The sequence below is a fragment of the Lelliottia jeotgali genome (assembly GCF_977070485.1).
In genome coordinates this window covers 305605-323522 of the sequence record NZ_CDRVFO010000004.1, presented here as the reverse complement: position 1 = coordinate 323522, position 17918 = coordinate 305605, and the positions used below count along the sequence as shown (strand labels likewise).

Annotated in this window: 21 protein-coding genes; 9 read left to right on the top strand and 12 right to left on the bottom strand. The window is 62.1% G+C overall.

Features of this window, described 5'->3' with window-relative positions; translation table 11 throughout:
- Positions 1-29 precede the first annotated feature (29 nt).
- Genes ACW4TB_RS08645 through ACW4TB_RS08630 form a run of 4 tightly spaced genes read left to right on the top strand, consistent with a single transcriptional unit; the run spans position 30 to position 3398 of the window.
- Entirely contained in the window at positions 30-782 is a 753-nt protein-coding gene (locus ACW4TB_RS08645) for an endonuclease/exonuclease/phosphatase family protein (RefSeq protein ID WP_455842951.1), read from the top strand.
- Positions 779-1981 carry a cardiolipin synthase ClsB gene (clsB, locus tag ACW4TB_RS08640; protein ID WP_012314497.1) on the top strand — a complete coding sequence of 401 codons (1203 nt, stop codon included), beginning with the start codon at positions 779-781 and terminating at the stop codon, positions 1979-1981. Before ACW4TB_RS08645 ends, clsB begins: the two co-directional genes overlap by 4 nt.
- Positions 1981-2940, top strand: coding sequence for a lysylphosphatidylglycerol synthase domain-containing protein (locus ACW4TB_RS08635; RefSeq protein WP_012314498.1), 960 nt, complete (start codon positions 1981-1983; stop codon positions 2938-2940). Before clsB ends, ACW4TB_RS08635 begins: the two co-directional genes overlap by 1 nt.
- 29 nt (positions 2941-2969) lie before the next feature.
- Positions 2970-3398 carry a hypothetical protein gene (locus ACW4TB_RS08630; protein ID WP_012314499.1) on the top strand — a complete coding sequence of 143 codons (429 nt, stop codon included), beginning with the start codon at positions 2970-2972 and terminating at the stop codon, positions 3396-3398.
- Positions 3399-3482: 84 nt separating this feature from the next.
- On the opposite strand, the gene ACW4TB_RS08625 is transcribed toward ACW4TB_RS08630, so the two are convergent.
- Both ACW4TB_RS08625 and ACW4TB_RS08620 read right to left on the bottom strand, forming a co-directional pair.
- Positions 3483-3713: a metallothionein gene (locus tag ACW4TB_RS08625; RefSeq protein ID WP_279931640.1), complete on the bottom strand. Its 231-nt coding sequence runs from the start codon at positions 3711-3713 to the stop codon at positions 3483-3485.
- Positions 3714-3715: 2 nt separating this feature from the next.
- Positions 3716-4168, bottom strand: coding sequence for a phosphotransferase system, HPr-related protein (locus ACW4TB_RS08620; protein WP_254465777.1), 453 nt, complete (start codon positions 4166-4168; stop codon positions 3716-3718).
- 151 nt (positions 4169-4319) lie between these two features.
- Here ACW4TB_RS08620 and ligD point away from each other — a divergent pair, with 151 nt between their 5' ends.
- The 5 genes from ligD to ACW4TB_RS08595 are packed head-to-tail and all read left to right on the top strand — an operon-like array spanning position 4320 to position 9882.
- Positions 4320-6818, top strand: a complete 2499-nt coding sequence (ligD, locus tag ACW4TB_RS08615) for a DNA ligase D (protein WP_279931643.1) — start codon at positions 4320-4322, stop codon at positions 6816-6818.
- Positions 6815-7858: an acyl-CoA/acyl-ACP dehydrogenase gene (locus ACW4TB_RS08610; protein ID WP_279931645.1), complete on the top strand. Its 1044-nt coding sequence runs from the start codon at positions 6815-6817 to the stop codon at positions 7856-7858. Before ligD ends, ACW4TB_RS08610 begins: the two co-directional genes overlap by 4 nt.
- A complete protein-coding gene (locus ACW4TB_RS08605; RefSeq protein WP_012314504.1) occupies positions 7855-8610 on the top strand; it encodes a PIG-L deacetylase family protein in 756 nt (251 codons plus the stop codon). The genes ACW4TB_RS08610 and ACW4TB_RS08605 overlap by 4 nt, the downstream gene beginning before the upstream one ends.
- A gap of 10 nt (positions 8611-8620) precedes the next feature.
- Positions 8621-9220 (top strand): class I SAM-dependent methyltransferase, encoded by a 600-nt coding sequence (locus ACW4TB_RS08600; RefSeq protein ID WP_279931648.1) that lies wholly within the window; start codon positions 8621-8623, stop codon positions 9218-9220.
- Positions 9217-9882, top strand: a complete 666-nt coding sequence (locus ACW4TB_RS08595; RefSeq protein ID WP_042111982.1) for a glycosyltransferase — start codon at positions 9217-9219, stop codon at positions 9880-9882. Before ACW4TB_RS08600 ends, ACW4TB_RS08595 begins: the two co-directional genes overlap by 4 nt.
- A gap of 88 nt (positions 9883-9970) precedes the next feature.
- Here the strand turns inward: ACW4TB_RS08595 and ku are convergent, their stop codons facing one another.
- The 10 genes from ku to ACW4TB_RS08545 form a co-directional block, all read right to left on the bottom strand.
- Positions 9971-10819: a non-homologous end joining protein Ku gene (gene ku, locus ACW4TB_RS08590; RefSeq protein WP_254465780.1), complete on the bottom strand. Its 849-nt coding sequence runs from the start codon at positions 10817-10819 to the stop codon at positions 9971-9973.
- Positions 10812-10967, bottom strand: coding sequence for a PSPA7_2676 family Cys-rich small protein (locus tag ACW4TB_RS08585; RefSeq protein WP_254465781.1), 156 nt, complete (start codon positions 10965-10967; stop codon positions 10812-10814). Before ACW4TB_RS08585 ends, ku begins: the two co-directional genes overlap by 8 nt.
- A gap of 122 nt (positions 10968-11089) precedes the next feature.
- Positions 11090-11680: a 5'-methylthioadenosine/S-adenosylhomocysteine nucleosidase family protein gene (locus tag ACW4TB_RS08580; protein WP_279931652.1), complete on the bottom strand. Its 591-nt coding sequence runs from the start codon at positions 11678-11680 to the stop codon at positions 11090-11092.
- Between the two features lie 99 nt (positions 11681-11779).
- Complete coding sequence (locus ACW4TB_RS08575; protein ID WP_254465782.1) at positions 11780-12733, bottom strand: methyltransferase; 954 nt, start codon at positions 12731-12733, stop codon at positions 11780-11782.
- Positions 12733-14067, bottom strand: a complete 1335-nt coding sequence (locus ACW4TB_RS08570; RefSeq protein ID WP_438826635.1) for an iron-containing redox enzyme family protein — start codon at positions 14065-14067, stop codon at positions 12733-12735. The genes ACW4TB_RS08575 and ACW4TB_RS08570 overlap by 1 nt, the downstream gene beginning before the upstream one ends.
- Before the next feature lie 18 nt (positions 14068-14085).
- Positions 14086-14283: a hypothetical protein gene (locus ACW4TB_RS08565; protein WP_254465783.1), complete on the bottom strand. Its 198-nt coding sequence runs from the start codon at positions 14281-14283 to the stop codon at positions 14086-14088.
- Positions 14284-14348: 65 nt separating this feature from the next.
- Positions 14349-14567, bottom strand: coding sequence for a con-10 family general stress protein (locus ACW4TB_RS08560; protein WP_012314511.1), 219 nt, complete (start codon positions 14565-14567; stop codon positions 14349-14351).
- 110 nt (positions 14568-14677) lie between these two features.
- Positions 14678-15997 carry an NTP/NDP exchange transporter gene (locus ACW4TB_RS08555; protein ID WP_279931657.1) on the bottom strand — a complete coding sequence of 440 codons (1320 nt, stop codon included), beginning with the start codon at positions 15995-15997 and terminating at the stop codon, positions 14678-14680.
- Between the two features lie 4 nt (positions 15998-16001).
- Positions 16002-16910: an aldo/keto reductase gene (locus ACW4TB_RS08550; protein ID WP_254465784.1), complete on the bottom strand. Its 909-nt coding sequence runs from the start codon at positions 16908-16910 to the stop codon at positions 16002-16004.
- A gap of 89 nt (positions 16911-16999) precedes the next feature.
- On the bottom strand, positions 17000-17881 hold the full coding sequence (locus tag ACW4TB_RS08545; RefSeq protein WP_012314514.1) for a Dyp-type peroxidase: 882 nt from the start codon (positions 17879-17881) through the stop codon (positions 17000-17002).
- Between the last annotated feature and the right edge of the window lie 37 nt (positions 17882-17918).

Sequence of the window (17918 nt, the reverse complement as noted above, 5' to 3'; positions counted from 1 at the left end):
ACAAGACACTGCAAACACCCGCCAGCATCATCGACCGAGTCACCACGGTACATCGCCTCAATGTACTGACCATCAACGTACACAAAGGCTTCACCGCGCTGAACCGGCGTTTCATCCTGCCCGAATTGCGCGAGGCGGTACGTGCCACCGATGCCGACCTTGTGTTCCTGCAGGAGGTCCATGGCAGCCATGAGCACCACGCCTTGCGCCATCCCGCGTGGCCCGAAACCCCGCAATATGAATTCCTCGCCGACAGCATGTGGCCGCAGTTCGCCTACGGCCGTAATGCCATTTACCCGCACGGTGATCATGGCAACGCGCTGCTGTCGAAATTCCCTATCGTCGAGCACCGCAACCTCGATGTATCGATCCATGGCAACGAACAGCGCGGCTTGCTGCACTGCCGTCTGGACGTGCCAGGCCACGAATCGGTTCATGCAGTCTGCGTGCATCTGGGGTTGCGTGAAGCCCATCGGCAGCGCCAGGTAAGCCTGCTGTTCGACTTGCTCGACAGCTTGCCTGCCGAAGCGCCTGTGATTGTCGCCGGGGACTTCAACGACTGGCGCCTGAAAGCCGATGCCGTGCTCTCGCAACGCCTGGTAGAAGCGTTCGGTGAGCATTTTGGTAGCCCGGCCCGCAGTTTCCCGGCGCGCCTGCCGCTGCTGCGGTTGGACCGTATCTACTTGCGCAATGCCAAACCGAGCAAAGCGCAAGTGCTGTCCCATTATCCCTGGTCACACTTGTCTGACCATGCACCGTTGGCTGCGGAGATCAATCTGTGAACAAACCTTGGGTGGAGGGCAACAGCGTCGAGCTGTTGATCAATGGAGAAGGCTATTACCCGCGTGTATTCGAGGCCATGGCCCAGGCGCGCGAAGAAATCCTGCTGGAAACGTTCATCATCTTCGACGATAAGGTCGGCCAGCAGCTGCAGCGCGTTCTGATCGATGCGGCGCGCCGCGGCGTACGGGTGGAACTGGCGGTGGATGGGTACGGCACAGCCGACCTGCCGGATGCCTTCATTTCGGCCATGACCGAAGCGGGTGTGCGTTTTCACGCTTTCGACCCGCAACCGCGGGTGGCCGGCATGCGGACCAACCTCTTCCGGCGCCTGCACCGCAAGATCGTCGTGGTAGATGGCGAGCGGGCGTTCATTGGCGGGATCAACTACAGCGCCGATCACCTGGGCGATTATGGCCCGATGGCCAAGCAGGACTATGCGGTGGAAGTGCGTGGCCCGGTGGTGGCGCAGGTGCACGCCTCCAGCCGACGGCTGATGGCTCCGGTGCTCGAACAGCCCAGTGAGGTACAGCCGCTCACCCAGCCCGCCGGCCAGGTAAGCGCCGTGCTGGTCGAGCGGGACAACACGCGCCACCGTAGCGATATCGAGGCCTGTTACCTGCAGGCCGTGCGTTCTGCCCGTCAACGCATCGTGGTTGCCAATGCTTACTTCTTCCCCGGTTACCGCCTGTTGCGCGAGTTACGCAATGCAGCGCGCCGTGGGGTGCAGGTAACCCTGATCCTGCAGGGTCAGCCGGACATGCGCTGGGTACGTGCGCTGTCGAGACTGTTGTACAACTACCTGTTGCGCGACGGCGTGCATATCCACGAGTACTGCCAGCGTCCTCTGCACGGCAAAGTGGCGCTGGTGGACGATGAATGGTCGACGGTAGGCTCCAGCAACCTCGACCCGCTGAGCCTGTCGTTCAATCTTGAGGCCAACCTGCTCATCCGTGATCGGGCGTTCAACCAACATCTGTACCAACACTTGGCCTCGCTCGCCAGTGACCAATGCAAGGCGGTGACACTGGAGCGGATGATCCGCGGCTACTGGTGGCGGGCGCCGCTGATTTTCATCGGTTTTCACCTGACCCGCTACTTCCCGCGCATTGCCGGCTGGTTCCCGGCGCACCGGCAACGCCTGAAATCTGTCCAGCCTGAAGTGCAGGCCCAGGGCGACCTTCACGAGGGCAATACCTGATGAAGCACAAAGCCTGGCATACCTGGGGCAAGCGCCTGCTGACCCTGCTGTTCATCGTGCTGATTCCGGCGCTGCTGTACATGCTGGCGCGCAACCTTGACTGGAACGAGGTTCGCCAATCACTGGTCGCCTACAAGCCAAGCACCCTGATCATCGGCTTGGGCCTGGCGCTGTGCAGCTACCTGACATTCGCCAGCTACGACCTGCTGGCACGCGCCTATACCGGCCACCACCTGCCAGCGCGCCAAGTGTTACCGGTGGCCTTCGTCTGCTATGCCTTCAACCTCAACTTTACTACCTGGGTGGGCGGTGTTGCCCTGCGTTACCGGTTATACGGGCGGCTGGGCCTGGACACGGGGACCATCACCAAGATCCTGACCCTGGGGCTGCTGACCAACTGGATGGGTTACATGCTGCTTGCCGGTACGGTGTTCGCCCTGCGCCTGGTCAAATTGCCGGAAAATTGGGCAGTGGGCGTAACCGGGCTGCAGATGATCGGTTTTCTGCTGCTGGGTGTGGCGCTCGCCTATCTGCTGGCCTGCGGTTTTGCCAAGCGTCGTACATGGCGTGTGCGCGAGCATGAAATCACCCTGCCTTCGCTGCGTCTGGCGCTGTGCCAGGTAGCGCTGGGTGCCAGCAACTGGGCATTGATGGCAGCGCTGATTTACTGGCTGCTACCCGGCGACCTGTTCTACCCCTCGATTCTCGGTATCTTGCTGATCAGTTGCGTGGCTGGAGTTGTCGCTCACATTCCCGCCGGGCTGGGTGTGCTTGAAGCCGTGTTCCTCGCTTTGCTGCACGGCCAACTGGGCCAGGGCAGCCTGGTGGCGGCGCTGCTGGGCTACCGCACCCTTTACTACCTGATCCCGCTGCTGCTGGCGGTTATTACCTACCTGGTGCTGGAAAAACGCGCCCGCGCTATGCGCCAACGCGGTGAAGCGACATTACGCAAGACCTGAACACGGGCCCAAGGCCCGGGAGGTGGCACATGCGTTTATCCCTGGTGATGGTGGTGCTGGGCGGCCTGGCTAGCACAGAGGTATTGGCCGAAGCGTGCGAGGTGATGACCCGCTCCGCCAGTGAAGCTGTCAAACCCGTTGAAGGACGGACCTGCTACAGCTACAGCAACATGCCCGCTGAAGCCATCGATTGGTCATGCAGCAATGAAAGCAAGGAGATGCTCAGCACTGAGAAACGTAAAGTCCCGCGCTGCGCCGATGGCAGTGTGGGTAGCTGCATCGCGCCGTTGACGCAGGAGACCCTTGCCAATCCGAAATCGGCAGGGCGCGACGAGCCCTCCACGCGCCCGACACTGCCGAAGGGGGCACAGGTAATCACCTATTATTACGACACCCCCAGCCTCGGCCAGGCCCGTACCGACTGCGAGCGCAATGACGGGATCTGGCAGACGCATTGAAGCTCAGGCCTGCCGCACCCCGGGAGCCGGCATTGCCAGTTCCCGGGGCGCGTACTGCAACAGATATCGAGCTGTTCAAGAGGCTCAGGGGGAAATCGGATCGCTGGCCGGGAAGGTTCCATCCAAGGCATTGTCGACCTTGTTTTCATCGGGCTGAGCCGCTTCACCGCACTTGCAATCACTCATACGGCACGGCTCACCGTTGCGGTGCCCTGATGCACAGGCCTCACAGCAATAGGCTTTTTCATTCTGCATGCGGGCATTCTCGTCCACCGTGCACGAACAGTTCGCACAGGCACATCGACGCTCATTCATGGTCACTTCCTCGGCTCGTTATCAACCACTTCATCAGTCCAGGGTTCACCGTCCAGCGGAGCGGACCGTGCCAGCTCGGCTTCGTCCAGGCCAATGCCACCACCGATCTCCTGCTCATCGACCTCACGCAGGTTCTCATCCGCTGGGCCGTCGTCATCGCCCGGTTCGTAGGGGTCGCGTGCGCCGGTTTCATCCAGCAGGGTGCCGGGGCTAAGGTCATCGTCGGTGACGTTATCTTCCTGCGCGCTGGCCGTCAGTGTCTCACCACCGGTCATGCCGCCTTCTGCGACACGCCGCGCAGGGAACTCCTTCGCCACTTCAGCCGCCGGGCGTTCGTCCCCTATGCGCCCCTCAGGGCGGTCATTGAAGTCCAGCTCGTGCACGCTGCCCATGCGGTCCTCGGTGTCATCGATTTCGCTGGGGGTATAGGGCTGGCGATCATCGGGTCGGCTCATTTGGGATCTCCGTCAGGGGTGTGTCCGGTCGACTGTGAGTGGGCCTGGAAAATTCAGAGTTTTTTCGCCCGCCAGCGTGCAATCGATTTTTTGAACTACCGCCCGGCCCGCTGCCTCCCAAATGAGAGACCGCGACCCCTGGGAGCCTTAGATGACGGCCAAGCCCCTGCAGGAATATGAGCGCAAGCGCGACTTCAATGCCACACCCGAGCCCAGTGGCAAGCGCGGCCGTGCAAAACGTAATCATGCCCTGCAGTTCTGCATTCAGAAGCACGACGCCAGCCACCTGCATTACGACTTCCGTCTGGAACTGAACGGTACGCTGAAAAGCTGGGCCATCCCCAAGGGGCCCTCCCTGGACCCCAAGGTGCGGCGCCTGGCGGTGCACGTAGAGGATCACCCTCTCGACTACGCCGATTTCGAAGGCAATATCCCGGAGGGTCACTATGGCGCCGGCGATGTGATCGTCTGGGATCGTGGAGTCTGGGAACCAGAGGGTGACGCAAATCAGGCCTATGCCAAGGGCAAGCTGCGCTTTCGCTTGCAAGGAGAGAAGCTGAGCGGCGTGTGGAACCTGTTCCGCACCCGTCTGGCAGGCAAGAAAGAGCAGTGGATGCTGGTCAAGTCCCACGACGCTCAGGCACGCAGCGAGGCCGACTACAGCATCGTTGAAGCGCAGCCTGACAGCGTGATCAGCGATCGCACGCTGGTGCCGCGACGCAATGCCAGCGCCAAACCGGCGCCGGCGCCCAAGCGCAAGCGGGCCGGTGCGTGCAAGAAAGCGGCCTTGCCCGGTCTACTGCAGCCGCAGCTTGCGACCCTGGTGGATTCCCCCCCCGCTGGCGACTGGCGCTATGAAGTCAAGTTCGACGGTTATCGCGTGCTTGCCCGGATTGAAGGCGACGACGTGCGGCTGTTCACCCGTAACGGCCATGACTGGAGCCACAAAATGCCACGACAGGTGGCTGCGCTTCGCGCTTTAGGTCTGGACAGCGCCTGGCTTGACGGTGAGATGGTCGTCAACGGCGACAACGGGGCGACGGACTTCCAGGCCTTACAGAATGCCTTCGACACTGCCCACGACGAGCAAATCGTCTATTACCTGTTCGACCTCCTCTTCCTGGGTGGCCAGGACCTACGCGCGCTGCCCTTGGAGGACCGGCGCAAAGCATTGGGTAAACTGCTTGAGCAGGATCAGTCCGAGGTTCTGGAGTTTTCCGCCGACTTCCAGCAACCGGTGGAGTCGCTGCTCGACAGCGCCTGCCGCCTGGAGCTCGAAGGGTTGATCGGCAAGCGCGCCGGTAGCCCCTATACAAGCCGGCGCAGTGCTGACTGGATCAAGCTCAAGTGCAAACAGCGCCAGGAGTTTGTGATCGTCGGGTTCACCGACCCCAAGGGGAGCCGCAGCGGCTTCGGTGCGCTGTTGCTCGCCCTGCATGACCCGGACACCGGTGAGCTCCGCTATGCCGGCAAGGTCGGGACCGGCTTCAGTGCCACCACGCTCGACAGCATCCATGCGCGCCTCAAACCCCTGGAAATCGGCAAACCCGCCCTGCCCCGGCCTCCCACCGGGGCTGAAGCCCGAGGAGTTCATTGGCTCAAGCCAAAACTGATGGCCGAGGTTTCTTATGCGCAAATGACCCGGGACGGCGTGGTTCGCCATTCGGTTTTCCATGGGCTGCGCGACGACAAACCTGCCAGCGCCATCGACCAGGAGCGTGCCATGCCAGCCAAGACCGTGCCAAAAGCCAAGCGTGCCAAAGCGACAGAAGACCTGGGCGACCTGCGCCTGACGCATCCGGACAGGATCATCGACGCCAGCATTGGTGCGACAAAGCGGGAGATTGCCGAATACTACGCCGGCGTCAGTCAGTGGATCCTGCCGCAACTCAAAGACCGCCCGGTGGCGCTGGTACGGGCGCCGGAGGGCCTCAATGGCGAACTGTTCTTCCAGAAGAACGCCGGCCAGTTGCATATCGCCAATGTGCTCAGTTACGACAGGGCCGAAGCCGGCCAGGCGGCGATGGTCATCAACCGTCCTGACACGTTGCTCGGTGCCGTGCAGATGAACATGCTTGAACTGCACACTTGGAATGCCACCGACAAAGACTTCGACAAGCCCGACCGCTTTGTGCTCGACCTTGACCCGGACCCGGCATTGCCCTGGAAGGCCATGCTCGATGCTACCCAGCTCGCCCTCACGTTGCTCGACGAACTGGGCCTCAAAGTGTTCCTCAAGACCAGCGGCGGCAAAGGCATGCACCTGGTGGTGCCATTGACCCGCCGTGCGGGCTGGGACGAGGTTAAAGACTTCAGCCATGCCATCGTCAATTACCTGGCCAAGCTCTTCCCCGACCGGCTCAGCGCCGTGTCCGGGCCAAAGAACCGGGTCGGACGGATCTTCATCGATTACCTGCGCAACGGTAAAGGCGCGACCACCGCCTGTGCCTACTCCCTGCGCGCCCGGGAAGGCCTGCCGGTGTCGGTGCCGATCTGGCGCGAGGAACTTGGCCACCTCAAGGGCGCCAACCAGTGGCACATCGGCAACCTGCACGAACGCTTGGCCGAGGTCGATGACCCTTGGGCGGACATGAGCAAGACCCGACAGTCAATCACAGCGCGCATGCGCAAACAGATGGGGATGACATGAGCATCATTCAGGATTTTGACCTGAACACCCTCGACAGCCTGTTGCGTACGTTCAGCGAGCGCGCGCAGCCTTTGAACCTGGACACCAAGCTTTCGCAACTGATGCAGGCGCTGTTGGCGGACCATCTCGACCTGCTCCCGCTGCCGGGCCAAGGGCATACCTTGCAGCGCTGGCAGACCTTGGCGCGCATTGCCGGCTGCGACCTGGCACTGGCCAAAGTGTACGAGGGCCATACCGACGCGCTGGCGATCCTGGCTGAATGCGGCGCTGCTCACCTGGTGGGGGATGCTGTATGGGGCGTGTGGGCCGCAGAGCCCCCTGAAGCGCGGGCGCGGATCATTGCCCGTGACGGCGATCAGGTGCACCTTGCCGGCAGCAAGGCCTGGTGCTCAGGTGCCTTGCAGATCGACCGTGCGCTGATCACTGCCTGGGCTGAAGATGACCAGCCGCAACTGGTGGCGATTGAACTGGCCCACCCCACCCAAGGCTTGCAGGTCGATCACTGGCAAGCAGTGGGTATGGCCACGACCGCCAGCATTGAAATCACCTTTGAGGGTTCGCCCGGGATCGCCGTAGGCCAGCCAGGGCAGTACCTTTCGCGCCCCGGTTTCTGGCACGGCGGTGCGGGGATCGCCGCCTGCTGGTACGGCGCGGCAGAGGCGCTGGCCGATTACTTGCGTGAACGTTGCCGCAAACCACGCCCTGATCCTCATGCCCAGGCACACCTTGGGGCAGTGGATGCGGCGTTGTACGGTGCCCGTGCAGCACTACGCGAATGTGCCGCGTGGATAGATCGCCAGCCCAGCGCCGACGCCAGCTTCGAGGTGCGCCGTGTGCGTGCCCAGGTAGAGCATGCTGTAGAGCAGGTGATCCACCATGTGGGGCGTGCGTTGGGTGCAACGCCGTTCTGTCGCAGCAGCCATTTTGCACGGCTAAGCGCCGACCTCCCGGTCTTCATGCGGCAAAGCCATGCTGAACGCGACCTGGCCGAACTTGGCCAACAGCTGGCCCAGGTGCCGGCAGGAGCCTGGCAACTATGAGTGAGAACCTGATCAAGGCCAGTGAAGGCAGGCCGTGGGCCGCGTGGCAGCAGTCTGCACACCTGGCGCGGGCGAGCTGGATCACGCCGGACCAGTTGCTACCCGCAGGCCGGCGCTTGGTATTGCTGGCTCCGCACCCCGATGACGAAATCCTCATGGCCGGCGGACTGTTGGCAGGGCTGCACGGCCGCGAGCAGGACGTGCTGCTGATTTCCGCTACCGATGGTGAAGGGAGCCACCCTGAATCCGCGACCTGGACCGAACACCGCCTGCGTCGCCAACGGCCTCTTGAAAGCAGGCACGCCTTGCAACAGCTGGACCTGGACCTCAACCGGCTGGACTGGCGGCGCCTGCACCTTAAAGACGGTGCGCTGCCGCGAGACGAAGCGTTTCTGGTCAATCACCTTAACCAACTGCTCAAGCCCGATGATGTGCTGATGACAACCTGGCGCGGCGACGGCCACTGCGACCATGAAGCGCTTGGCCGGGCGGCAGCGCAAGCCGCACTGGCGCGCCAGGTGCAACTGGTGGAGGTGCCCGTGTGGGCCTGGCATTGGGCACAGCCTGACGACCCCCGCCTACCCTGGTCGCGGGCGCATCGCATTGAGTTGGATGAAACACGGGTTGCGCGTAAGCGTCGGGCCTTGGCGGCGCATCACAGCCAGCTGGAGCCCGACCAGGGGCGCGCGCCGGTATTGCCTGCCACCCTGCTCGATTGCCTGCTGCAACCCTTCGAACTGGTGTTCCTGTAAAGGAGTTGTCATGAGTATCGATGCGCAATATTTCGCCGACCTGTATGCCAACAATGACGACCCTTGGGCGTTTCGTACCCGTTGGTACGAGCGCCGCAAACGCGACCTGCTGATGGCCAGCCTGCCGCGCCAGTGCTACCAGCGGGTGTTCGAACCCGCCTGCGCCAATGGCGAGCTGAGCGCCTCGCTGGCGGAGCGCTGTGCCGAACTGCTGTGCCAAGACCTTGATCCTACGGCAGTGGCGTTGGCTCGCCAGCGCCTGGCGGGCTTGCCCAATGCTTCGGTCGTCGCTGGCCGCTTACCAGCGGACTGGCCTGGCGGCAGCTTCGACCTGATCGTGCTCAGCGAAGTGGGTTACTACCTGAACGCTACCGACTGGTTGCAGGTGATCGAGCAGTCGGTTGCGAGCCTCACTTATGACGGTGGCCTGTTGGCCTGTCACTGGCGCCATCCGATCGCAGGCTGCCCACAGGATGGGCGTGAAGTGCATCAGTTGCTGGCCAAACACGTGCCGTTGTACCCGGTATTTCGCCACGAAGAGGCGGACTTCCTGCTGGAGTACTGGTCAGCCGAGCCTAGCGTGGTCGACCTGGACGAGATATGCCCATGATTGCTGTCGTCATTCCCGCCCATAACGAAGCCCGACGGCTGGGGCGCTGCCTCAAGGCCATGGCGGCGGCGGTTGCCTTGGCCAGGCAGGCAGGCCAGCAGGTCGAGGTGCTGGTGGTGCTGGACCGCTGCCGTGATGCCAGTGCCGCTGTGGCCAAGCGCTTCGGGGTACACACGCTGGCAGTGGAGGCTGGCAGCGTTGGCATGGCCCGCCGGCTTGGCGCTGCGCTGATGCTGGACCGCGGCGCCCGCTGGCTGGCCTGTACCGATGCCGATAGCCAAGTGCCCTCGCACTGGCTGCTTTGGCAACTGGCCTGCACTGCCGAGGTGGTCTGTGGCACGGTGCACATCGAGCACTGGCAGCCCTGGCAACGCGCTGCGCTACGCAAGCTGTACCGCAGCGGTTATCAGGCATGTGAGGGCCATCGGCATATTCATGGTGCAAACCTTGGTGTCTGTGCCCGCGCTTATGAGCGTGTGGGGGGCTTTCAACCGCTGGCGGCGCATGAGGACGTGCAGCTGGTACGCGACCTGGAGGCTAGCGGCGCACAGATCGTATGGACGGCCAAGCACAGTGTGGCGACCAGCAGCAGAGGCGACAGCCGGGCTCGGGAAGGGTTTGGGGATTTTCTGGGGGGGCTGCAGGTTCGTTTGGACGGGTGATCAGCCTGTCGCAGGGTGGTTAGTGTTCTTGAGAGCGGGCGCAGCGTGAGCGGCGCTCGGTCTCAAGGCAGGCGCCCGCCCCACGCAATCATGAGGCCTTGCGAGTACGCTTGGCAGGCTTCTTTTCGGCAGGTGCTTTTTTCGCAGCTTTACCACCCAGGCTGCGCTTGAGCAGTTCGGTGAGGTCGATGATATCGGCGCTTTTCTCCGCTTCGCCCCCTTCGCCCTTGTCCACCACGCTGATCTTGCCTTTGCTGGCCTTTTCTTCCACCAGGTCCATGATGGTCTGGCGGAACGCATCATGGTACTCATCAGGGGCCCACGAGCCGCTCATGTCTTCGACCAACCGCTTGGCCATGTCCAGTTCGCGCTTGTCGACCTTGGTGTCGGTCACGCTTTTTTCCAGCTCAAGCGTCTCCAGGCCGCGCACCTCTTCGGGCCAACGCAAGGTGATCATCACCAATGCGTCGTCCAGTGGCCGCAACAATGCAAGGTGCTGGCGTGTATGCAGCACCACCGTGGCCAGCGCCACCTTGCCAGTGCTCTCCAGTGTTTCACGCAGCAACGCATAGACTTTGCCGCCGCGACGATCCGGGCTCAGGTAATACGGTGTATCGAAGTGCTGCAAGGGGATCTCGCTGGCAGCCACGAATGAGAAGATATCGATGGTCTGGGTCGCTTCCGGGCGGGCCTTGCGGATCTCTTCCTCGCTGATCACCACATAACGACCTTTCTCGTGCTCCACACCTTTGACGATGTTGTCTTTGTCGATTTCCTTGCCGGTCACCTTGTTGATCCGTTTATAACCCACCGGCTCCATGCTGCGCTTGTCCAGCCAGTCGAAATCGATGCGCTCGGTGCGCACTGCCGTGTTGAGCGAGACGGGGATATGCACCAGGCCGAAACTGATCGCGCCTTTCCAGATTGCCCTAGCCATGGCGTGCCTCCGAAGATTGCAGGGAATGGCCCGGCTGGCAGTAACGCAGGGCGCCACAGCGTTCGCAAAGCTGGCATTGCAGCCCAGGCACTTCGGGTTGGGTCATGGCGCGCCAGTGGCAGCCCCGCAGCAGACAGACAATGGTCATCAGCCACCTCCTTGGCCCGGAAATGTCGGGCGCTTACCTGAAATGACTGCACGGCGCGCTGAAGGTTTAGCCCAAATGCCCTACGGCTGTCGAAACTACAGTGGCTTGATCGTCATGGCTGATCAGGGCTCGATGGCAAAAAGCACGCGCTTGAACGCCTCGGCGGCCAGATGTACCTGCACAGACCAGTCCTGGGCTGCATCGCTGCCGGCATCATCGGAGATGTATTTCAGGCACACGAACGGAATGCCTTCATTACGGGCGATCAACGCCAAAACGTACGCTTCCATGTCGACGATGTCGTATGGAGCATCCCCGTGGCTGACCTCAAAGCTGTCACCGCTGCCGCAGCTGCCCAGCGGCAGCCCTTCTATCGGCTGGCCATGCTCGAGCAGCACCGGAACGTCCGACAGCGGCGTCTCGTAGCGGGCGAAGCCCAGCGCAGTAACGTCCATGTCGCGCTGCACGAAGTGCGTGCAGCACACCACCTCCCCCTTGCCGTATCGCTGGCTGCCTGCCGAACCGAGGTTAACGATCAGTTTGGGGCGCTGGCGCTGAACCGCCTTGGTCAGGGCGATGGCAGCATTGACTTTGCCGATGCCGGTGAAAACCGTATTGAGATCAGCGAACACAGTACCGGCTTCAGCCTCGAGGGCGAATACGAACAGGGTGTCGGCCAGCGTAATGTCGGGGAATTGCTGGGTCAGCATCATGGCGCAGGGCGTTCCAAATGGCTTGCTAAGGGCGCTGCCATTGTCGGTGAACGCTAACTGATTGCAAGCCCCATCGGGGTGGCAAGCTGCAATAACGCGTCATGTACTGCGGTTGACAGTCAGCGCAACTGCGGCAATACGCTCGACCTGCTCATAACCTGGCTGCAGTAATTGTTCACCGAATACGTCCGGGTCGACCTCACGGTACACCCAGGCCCATTCAGGCCCCGCCAGGCACAGACGAATGGCTTCGAGCAAAGGATCACGACCTTCGACGATCGCCACGCCTGTGTATAACAACAGTGATCCGCCGGGGCTCAGACGCTCGCGCGCCTGCTCAATGATGCGCAATGACAGATCGGCGCCCAGCGTACCGCCACCATGGCGATACGTGCGCTGGCCGTCATCAAGCATGTAGGGTGGGTTGGCTACGATGAGGTCGAAATTGCCACTGATCCCCGCCAGCAGGTCACTGTGTGCAATGAACACATTGCTCACCCCCGCCAGCGCAGCGTTGATCGCGGTATAGCGCAGTGCCAGAGGGTTGATGTCCACGGCGCTGACCTGGGCGTGTTGCGCCGCGCGGGCGATCAGCAAGGCACCGACGCCGCTGCCGCAACCAATGTCCACAGCGCGCTCGATCCGTACCGGGCTGCGCTGTAGATGGTCATGGATGACCTGGGCGAAGCGATAGCTGTCGGGGCCGAAGAACACCGCATCAGCCGCCTCGGTCGGGTAGGCGGAATGCACCAGCAGCAGATCGTCAAGGCTGGACCAACGTACTCGGCTGCGCAGGAGTGCGCCGTCCTCGTAAAGCACCTGCGCGGTGCTGAGCTGGTCCAGTTCGTCGGCGCTGATCAATGACGCCGGGAACGGGCGGCTCCAGCCGAATACGTCGCGCAGGTTGCCGGCCCGCTCTGCGCCCCGGCGGGCATTGTTGTGTGCATGGGTGGCCGGCGTCACGCAGGTGAACTGGTAACCGTCAGCACGCAGGCGGCGGCCCAGTTGCAGCAAGGCTTCATCGGCCTGGGCTCGTTGCGGGTTGAGTATCATCAGTGCGGCCCCTCCTCGCCAAGACCTGTGGCATGCAGGTACGCCCGAGTGGCAGACAACCCCTGCGGCAAGGCGTGCTGATTGCCCGCCATGTTATCGATCAACGTTTCGATATCGACGTTCTCATGGTTTTCTTCCCCATGCGGTGCCTGGTGCAGCGAAGCCTCCCAACTGCCTGGCGGCACGCGACGCACTGCGCTCTGCCAGTCGCCGGCGATCCAGTCGTGCCACAGCTGCTTCTCGTAGGCATTGAAGACTCCGAACATGGGGGCGCCCGGACCATCGACCAGTGACCACCAGCGGCTGTCGGCTGGATTCTGCCCGCGCTTGATCCAGCCTTGGGTCACAAGCGCCTGCAAAAATGCGGGTAGCGCAGCGGGTTCGGACAGCCATTGGTTGACCGTTCGCTGCTGCAATCGGCAGCGGTCAGCGTGCATGAACTGCCCGAACACGCGCTTGCGCTCCAAGGCAGCCAGCAGTTGGGCTTCAAGGTCGAAGCCGCTGATCAGCGTGGGCGTGTCGATGCCCAGATCATTGAGGCGGTAGCCATGCCTGACTCGACGGTAAAACACCTCAGCATCCTGCGCCGGGCACAACTGCTGCACCGCCTGGATGGCCTTGCTGGCATGGCCGCTGGCAGCATTGTCGATCGTTACATGGAGCTGGAAATAATGACCGTCGATGCCGAGCTCAGCCAGCTCGTGGGTGGTGATCAACAGGTGTAAAGGTGGCTGCTCGTAACCCAGGTTGTACCCAATGACCTCAGGCAGAAACCACTGCGCGCAGTTGCCCAGCGCCAATTGTACTGCCCCTTGCAGGTAGCGCTCGTCATCCAGAGGCATGCAATCCAGGCAACCCAGCCTGCCGAGCAACCGCTGGTAGATAAGCACGTGATTGCAATGCGGATCGCCGTCGCCCAGTTCCTCAAGGTAGGTACGGATCAGGCCGTGATAGCGCGGGTCTTGCCAGTGGCGCAAGGTCCCGTGAAGCCAGGCACCATCAACAACCTTGGTCGGTGCCACCTGTTGCAGGAACCACAAGGCGTGGGCGCGGTTGGCGAAATAACGGCGAGGCGCGCCTTCACGGCGCTCGGCCAGATAGGCAGCGTGCTCGGCGGCAACCTGTGCGGCGTGTCGTGCACTCCAGTCGTGTAGTTGATCAGGCGCCTCCGGCAGGTCATCGGCCATGGCGTTCGCCTTAGCGAACTGCTCGGCGAGCCATTGGCGCGCGCTGGTGTAGTCGCCGGACAACATCGCGTGGTAGCGGCTGCTCAATTGCCTATGCGCGGTTGGCGCCGGCGTCTTGGATGTGGTGCTGCGCATCAGGACCGTCATGCCTCGCTCCTCTCTTGACTATTGGCTCTGGCCTTCCCGTGGCATGGGCTCAGGGTCAGGTGCAGGCTGTGGCGCAGGCTTTTCGTCGGGTTGCTGCATTTGCAGCGAAGGTTTGCTCTGGTCTGCATCCTTGGCCGGATGATCGGTGTCACGATCGAAACAACCGCCGAGCAGCGTAAGGCTGCTCAGCAGAACAATGATGGCTGTGGTTCGCATGGCACATCCTCTTTACCAGCTAAGTAATCGCGGTGCCGGAGTACCCGGCACCGCGTGCTCGTCACTTACGAGCGGCCGCCTTTTTGGCCTGACTCGCGGTCCTTGTGCATATCGGCATCTTTGCGGCCCGACTCACGGTCTTGAGCCATACCGCCGCCTGAGGACTGTCCTCCCTTGCGGCCAGCTTCGGAAGCTTTTTGCCGGTCGTTGGCGAAATTGCCGGGGTTTTTGGTGCCACCCTGGCCGCCCTGGCTGCCGGTGCGGCTGTTATCTTTGTTAGCCATGGTCTGAAACCTCATGTGACTGCTGGATGCACGGCAAGCGCCGTACATAGGTTCGGAGTTCAGCGATAGCGAGGCATTCGTTTTATTGCCAAGCGTTCGGACCGGTGGCGTTAAATAACCGGAGGCGGTGTATTTTGCGCACCAGCCGGTTGCGTGTCGCGGGCATCCAGCTTGCGCTGCCGGCGCCCCAGCCACCCACCGGTCAGGCCCCAGCCCAAGGCAATCGCTGCGCCAATCAACATAGCCAGTTGCGGATGGTCGCCGAGCACATCCAGTGCACGCTTGACCCACCCACTCAACGCATCGCCTCCTCGGTAAACCACGGTGTCGATGAAGTTCTTGGCTTTGTATTTATCCTCTGCGGGCAATACGGTGAACAACATTTCCCGGCCCGGCCGGACCAGGGCATATTCGCCTGCGCGGCGCACCACCATCACAACCACGAACACCGCAAATACCGGTGCCATGGCCAGCCAGAGGAAGCCTGCTGCCATCACCAACGGCACAGCCACCAGCAACACCCCTACCCCCATGCGTTTGGCCAGCCGACCGGTGATGAACACTTGGGTGAGGATGGCCAGGGCCTGAACAACCGTATCGATCAGGCCAAACACCTGAGTCTGACGAGTACGGTCAGTGAACGTTTCGCTGACGATCCGCGCCTGCTCGAAATACAGGAAGGTACTGACACTAGCCAACAGCACCACGAACAAGGCAATACCCAAAAGATAAGGCGAACGCATCAAAGCAGTTGCGCCCGCGAATGGGTTACCGCCCAGTGGCCGCGACGCTGGCTGCTCGCTCAGCGTTGGCATTGGTTGGCAATCACGCCAGCGCTGCAGGTACCCGGCAGCGGCAATGCTGCCCAGTAAAAACAGAGCGGCCAGCGAGACCAGCCCGGCGTGCCCCAGCGGGGCGACCAGCAGCGTACCCAGTACCGGCCCACTCAGGCCGCCCAGGCTGGCCCCGGCTGCCAGCAGCCCGAACAGGCGCTTGCCTTGCTCGGTGGAGAACAGGTCGGTCAGGACGCTCCAGGCCAGTGAGATGGTCAGCAGGTTGAACACCGACAACCAGATGTAAAACGCCCGCGCATTCCACAAATCGTCTGGTTTGCTGGCAAACAGCAGCGCAAACAGCAGCAGGTTGCTGGCAAAAAAACCGTAGGTCCAAGGCAGGATATGCCGCCGGCGCACCTTGGAGGCCAGCCAACCGAACAGCGGCAGGCAGATCAGCGTAGCTATGAAGGTGCCGGTGAACAGCCATTGCAGGTTGTCAACGCCCCCTGCCACGCCCATGGTCTCGCGCACCGGGCGCAGCATGAAATAACCGGTGAACAGCAGGTAGAACAGTGCCAAACCACCGGCCACAGCCGGCCCCTCGCCAGGCTGGATATTCAGCCCTTGGTCCGGACGCTTGCGCCAAGTGGCCATGGTGTCAGGCGAACAGCTCGATCAGCGCCTTTTGCTGCGCCTGGGTGAACAAAGGCTCGTGGCCGGCCTTTAGCTGGTCGAGTTGGCGGTCAGGGCGGCCGGTTGCCGGGATGACAGTTGTAACAGCCGGATGGCTGAAGGCGAACTTGAGGAACACTTGCGCCCAGCTGCTGACTCCCGCTTCTGCGGCCCAGGCAGGCAGTGGCCGGTCCTTGACCTTGGCAAACAGACGACCGTCATCGAATGCCCGGTTTATAAGCACTGCCACGCCCTTGTCCTGGCATAGCGGTAACAACTCCTTTGCCGCGTTGGGCGCATTGACCGAATAGTTGATCTGGATGAAGTCCAGTGGTTCGTTGCGCACGATGCGGGCGACTTCGTCATGGCCGCTGTTCAGGTAATGGGTAATACCTGTATAGCGGGTCTTGCCCTGCTGCTTGAGTTCGCGGGCATAGGGCAGCTGAGTCTTCCAGTCTCGCAGGTTGTGGATCTGCAGCAGGTCAACCTTGTCAGTACGCAGGCTTTTCAGGGTACCCGCCCATTGAGCCTCGGCGTCAGCCCGACTGTCGGCGGCGATTTTGGTGGCGATGAAGCACTGCCGGTGCCAGCCCCCCTCCTCCAGTAACTGGCCAAGAATACGGTCTGCCCCGCCGTAGTTCGGCGAGGTGTCGATGACTTTGCCGCCGCCTTCGAAGAACGCTTTCAGTACGGCCTTTAGCTGCTGGTAATCGGCCGAGCCGGCCTCGACCTCGAAACTGCCGGAGGTACCTGCGCCAATAACCGGCAAGGCCTCGCCTGTGGACGGTACCTTGCGGGTCAGCAAGCCGGTGCTTGGGGCAGCGCGCAACCAAGGGCTGGTGGCCAACAGCCCCAAAACCGCGCCGGCACGTAGGACATCGCGACGTGCATACATGGCAAAGCTCCCGTCATAAGTCGGAAACTTTCAAGGCTAGTCGCCCTACCCCCCGATTGCAGGTGATTTCGTTTCTGGATGTTTAATCCTCAGGCCTTCAGCAGGAGGCTCAGGTCCAGGCTGACGTCGGTCATCGGCGGGCACCAGTAGTAACCACCTGTCAGCGGCCGGCTGAAGCGGTACAAGCCATCAATGATGCCGTCTTCCAGCCCGCTCATGCGCCGCAGTTGCACTTCGAAGGCATCGAAGCTTCGGCCCAAAGCGACAAACGCCAAGCCTGCGCCACGGTGGTCTGCCCAAGACACCGAGCGACGAACCATGAATGCCTCGGGTGCGAAGCTTTCCTGGGCAGTGCGCTTGACGTGTGCCGACTCCGGCGCATCGTCGAGCTCCTCGTTATCGCTCAGCCGCCGGCCAATGATGTTGTCCTGGTCCGTCTGGGGCAGCGACTTGAAGTACTCCAGGTCATGCTTCCACAGCTGGAAAGCAGCAAAACTGGAGCCTGCCAGGCCCGGCTGCTCGCCCGCGACAATGGCCGCGTCGACAGCATCCTGATCAACCGGATTTTCGGTACCGTCCTCGTAACCGGTCAGGTCGTGGCCGCCACGGTGCAGGAAGCCGTCGATGCTGTCGGCCAGGCGCAGTGCCGGTGCCAAGGCCTGTTCCAGCGCCTGGGCCTGCAGCAGCAGGTCACCACGTTCGTTGCCACGCAGCCACAGCCACAAGGCATGCTGGGTGCTTGGGTTCTCCACGGCTGCGTCCAATTGGGGGAATGCACGCAAGCCAGGCACTTCGCGGCCCAAGGCCTTTGCCAAAGGCGCGCCTACACCCATGATCAGGTGTTCGCCATCCACATGCGGCAGCAGCGCATCCAGTGCTGCAGGCAACGCCTCGGGCGACTGCAGAGTGAAGAACAGGTGGCGGGCTTGGGCCGGCACCGGGGTGGCAAGCAGACCTTGCTGAAACGGCATGACAGGCAAATCCTTGGTAAAAGCGCGAATGCTACTG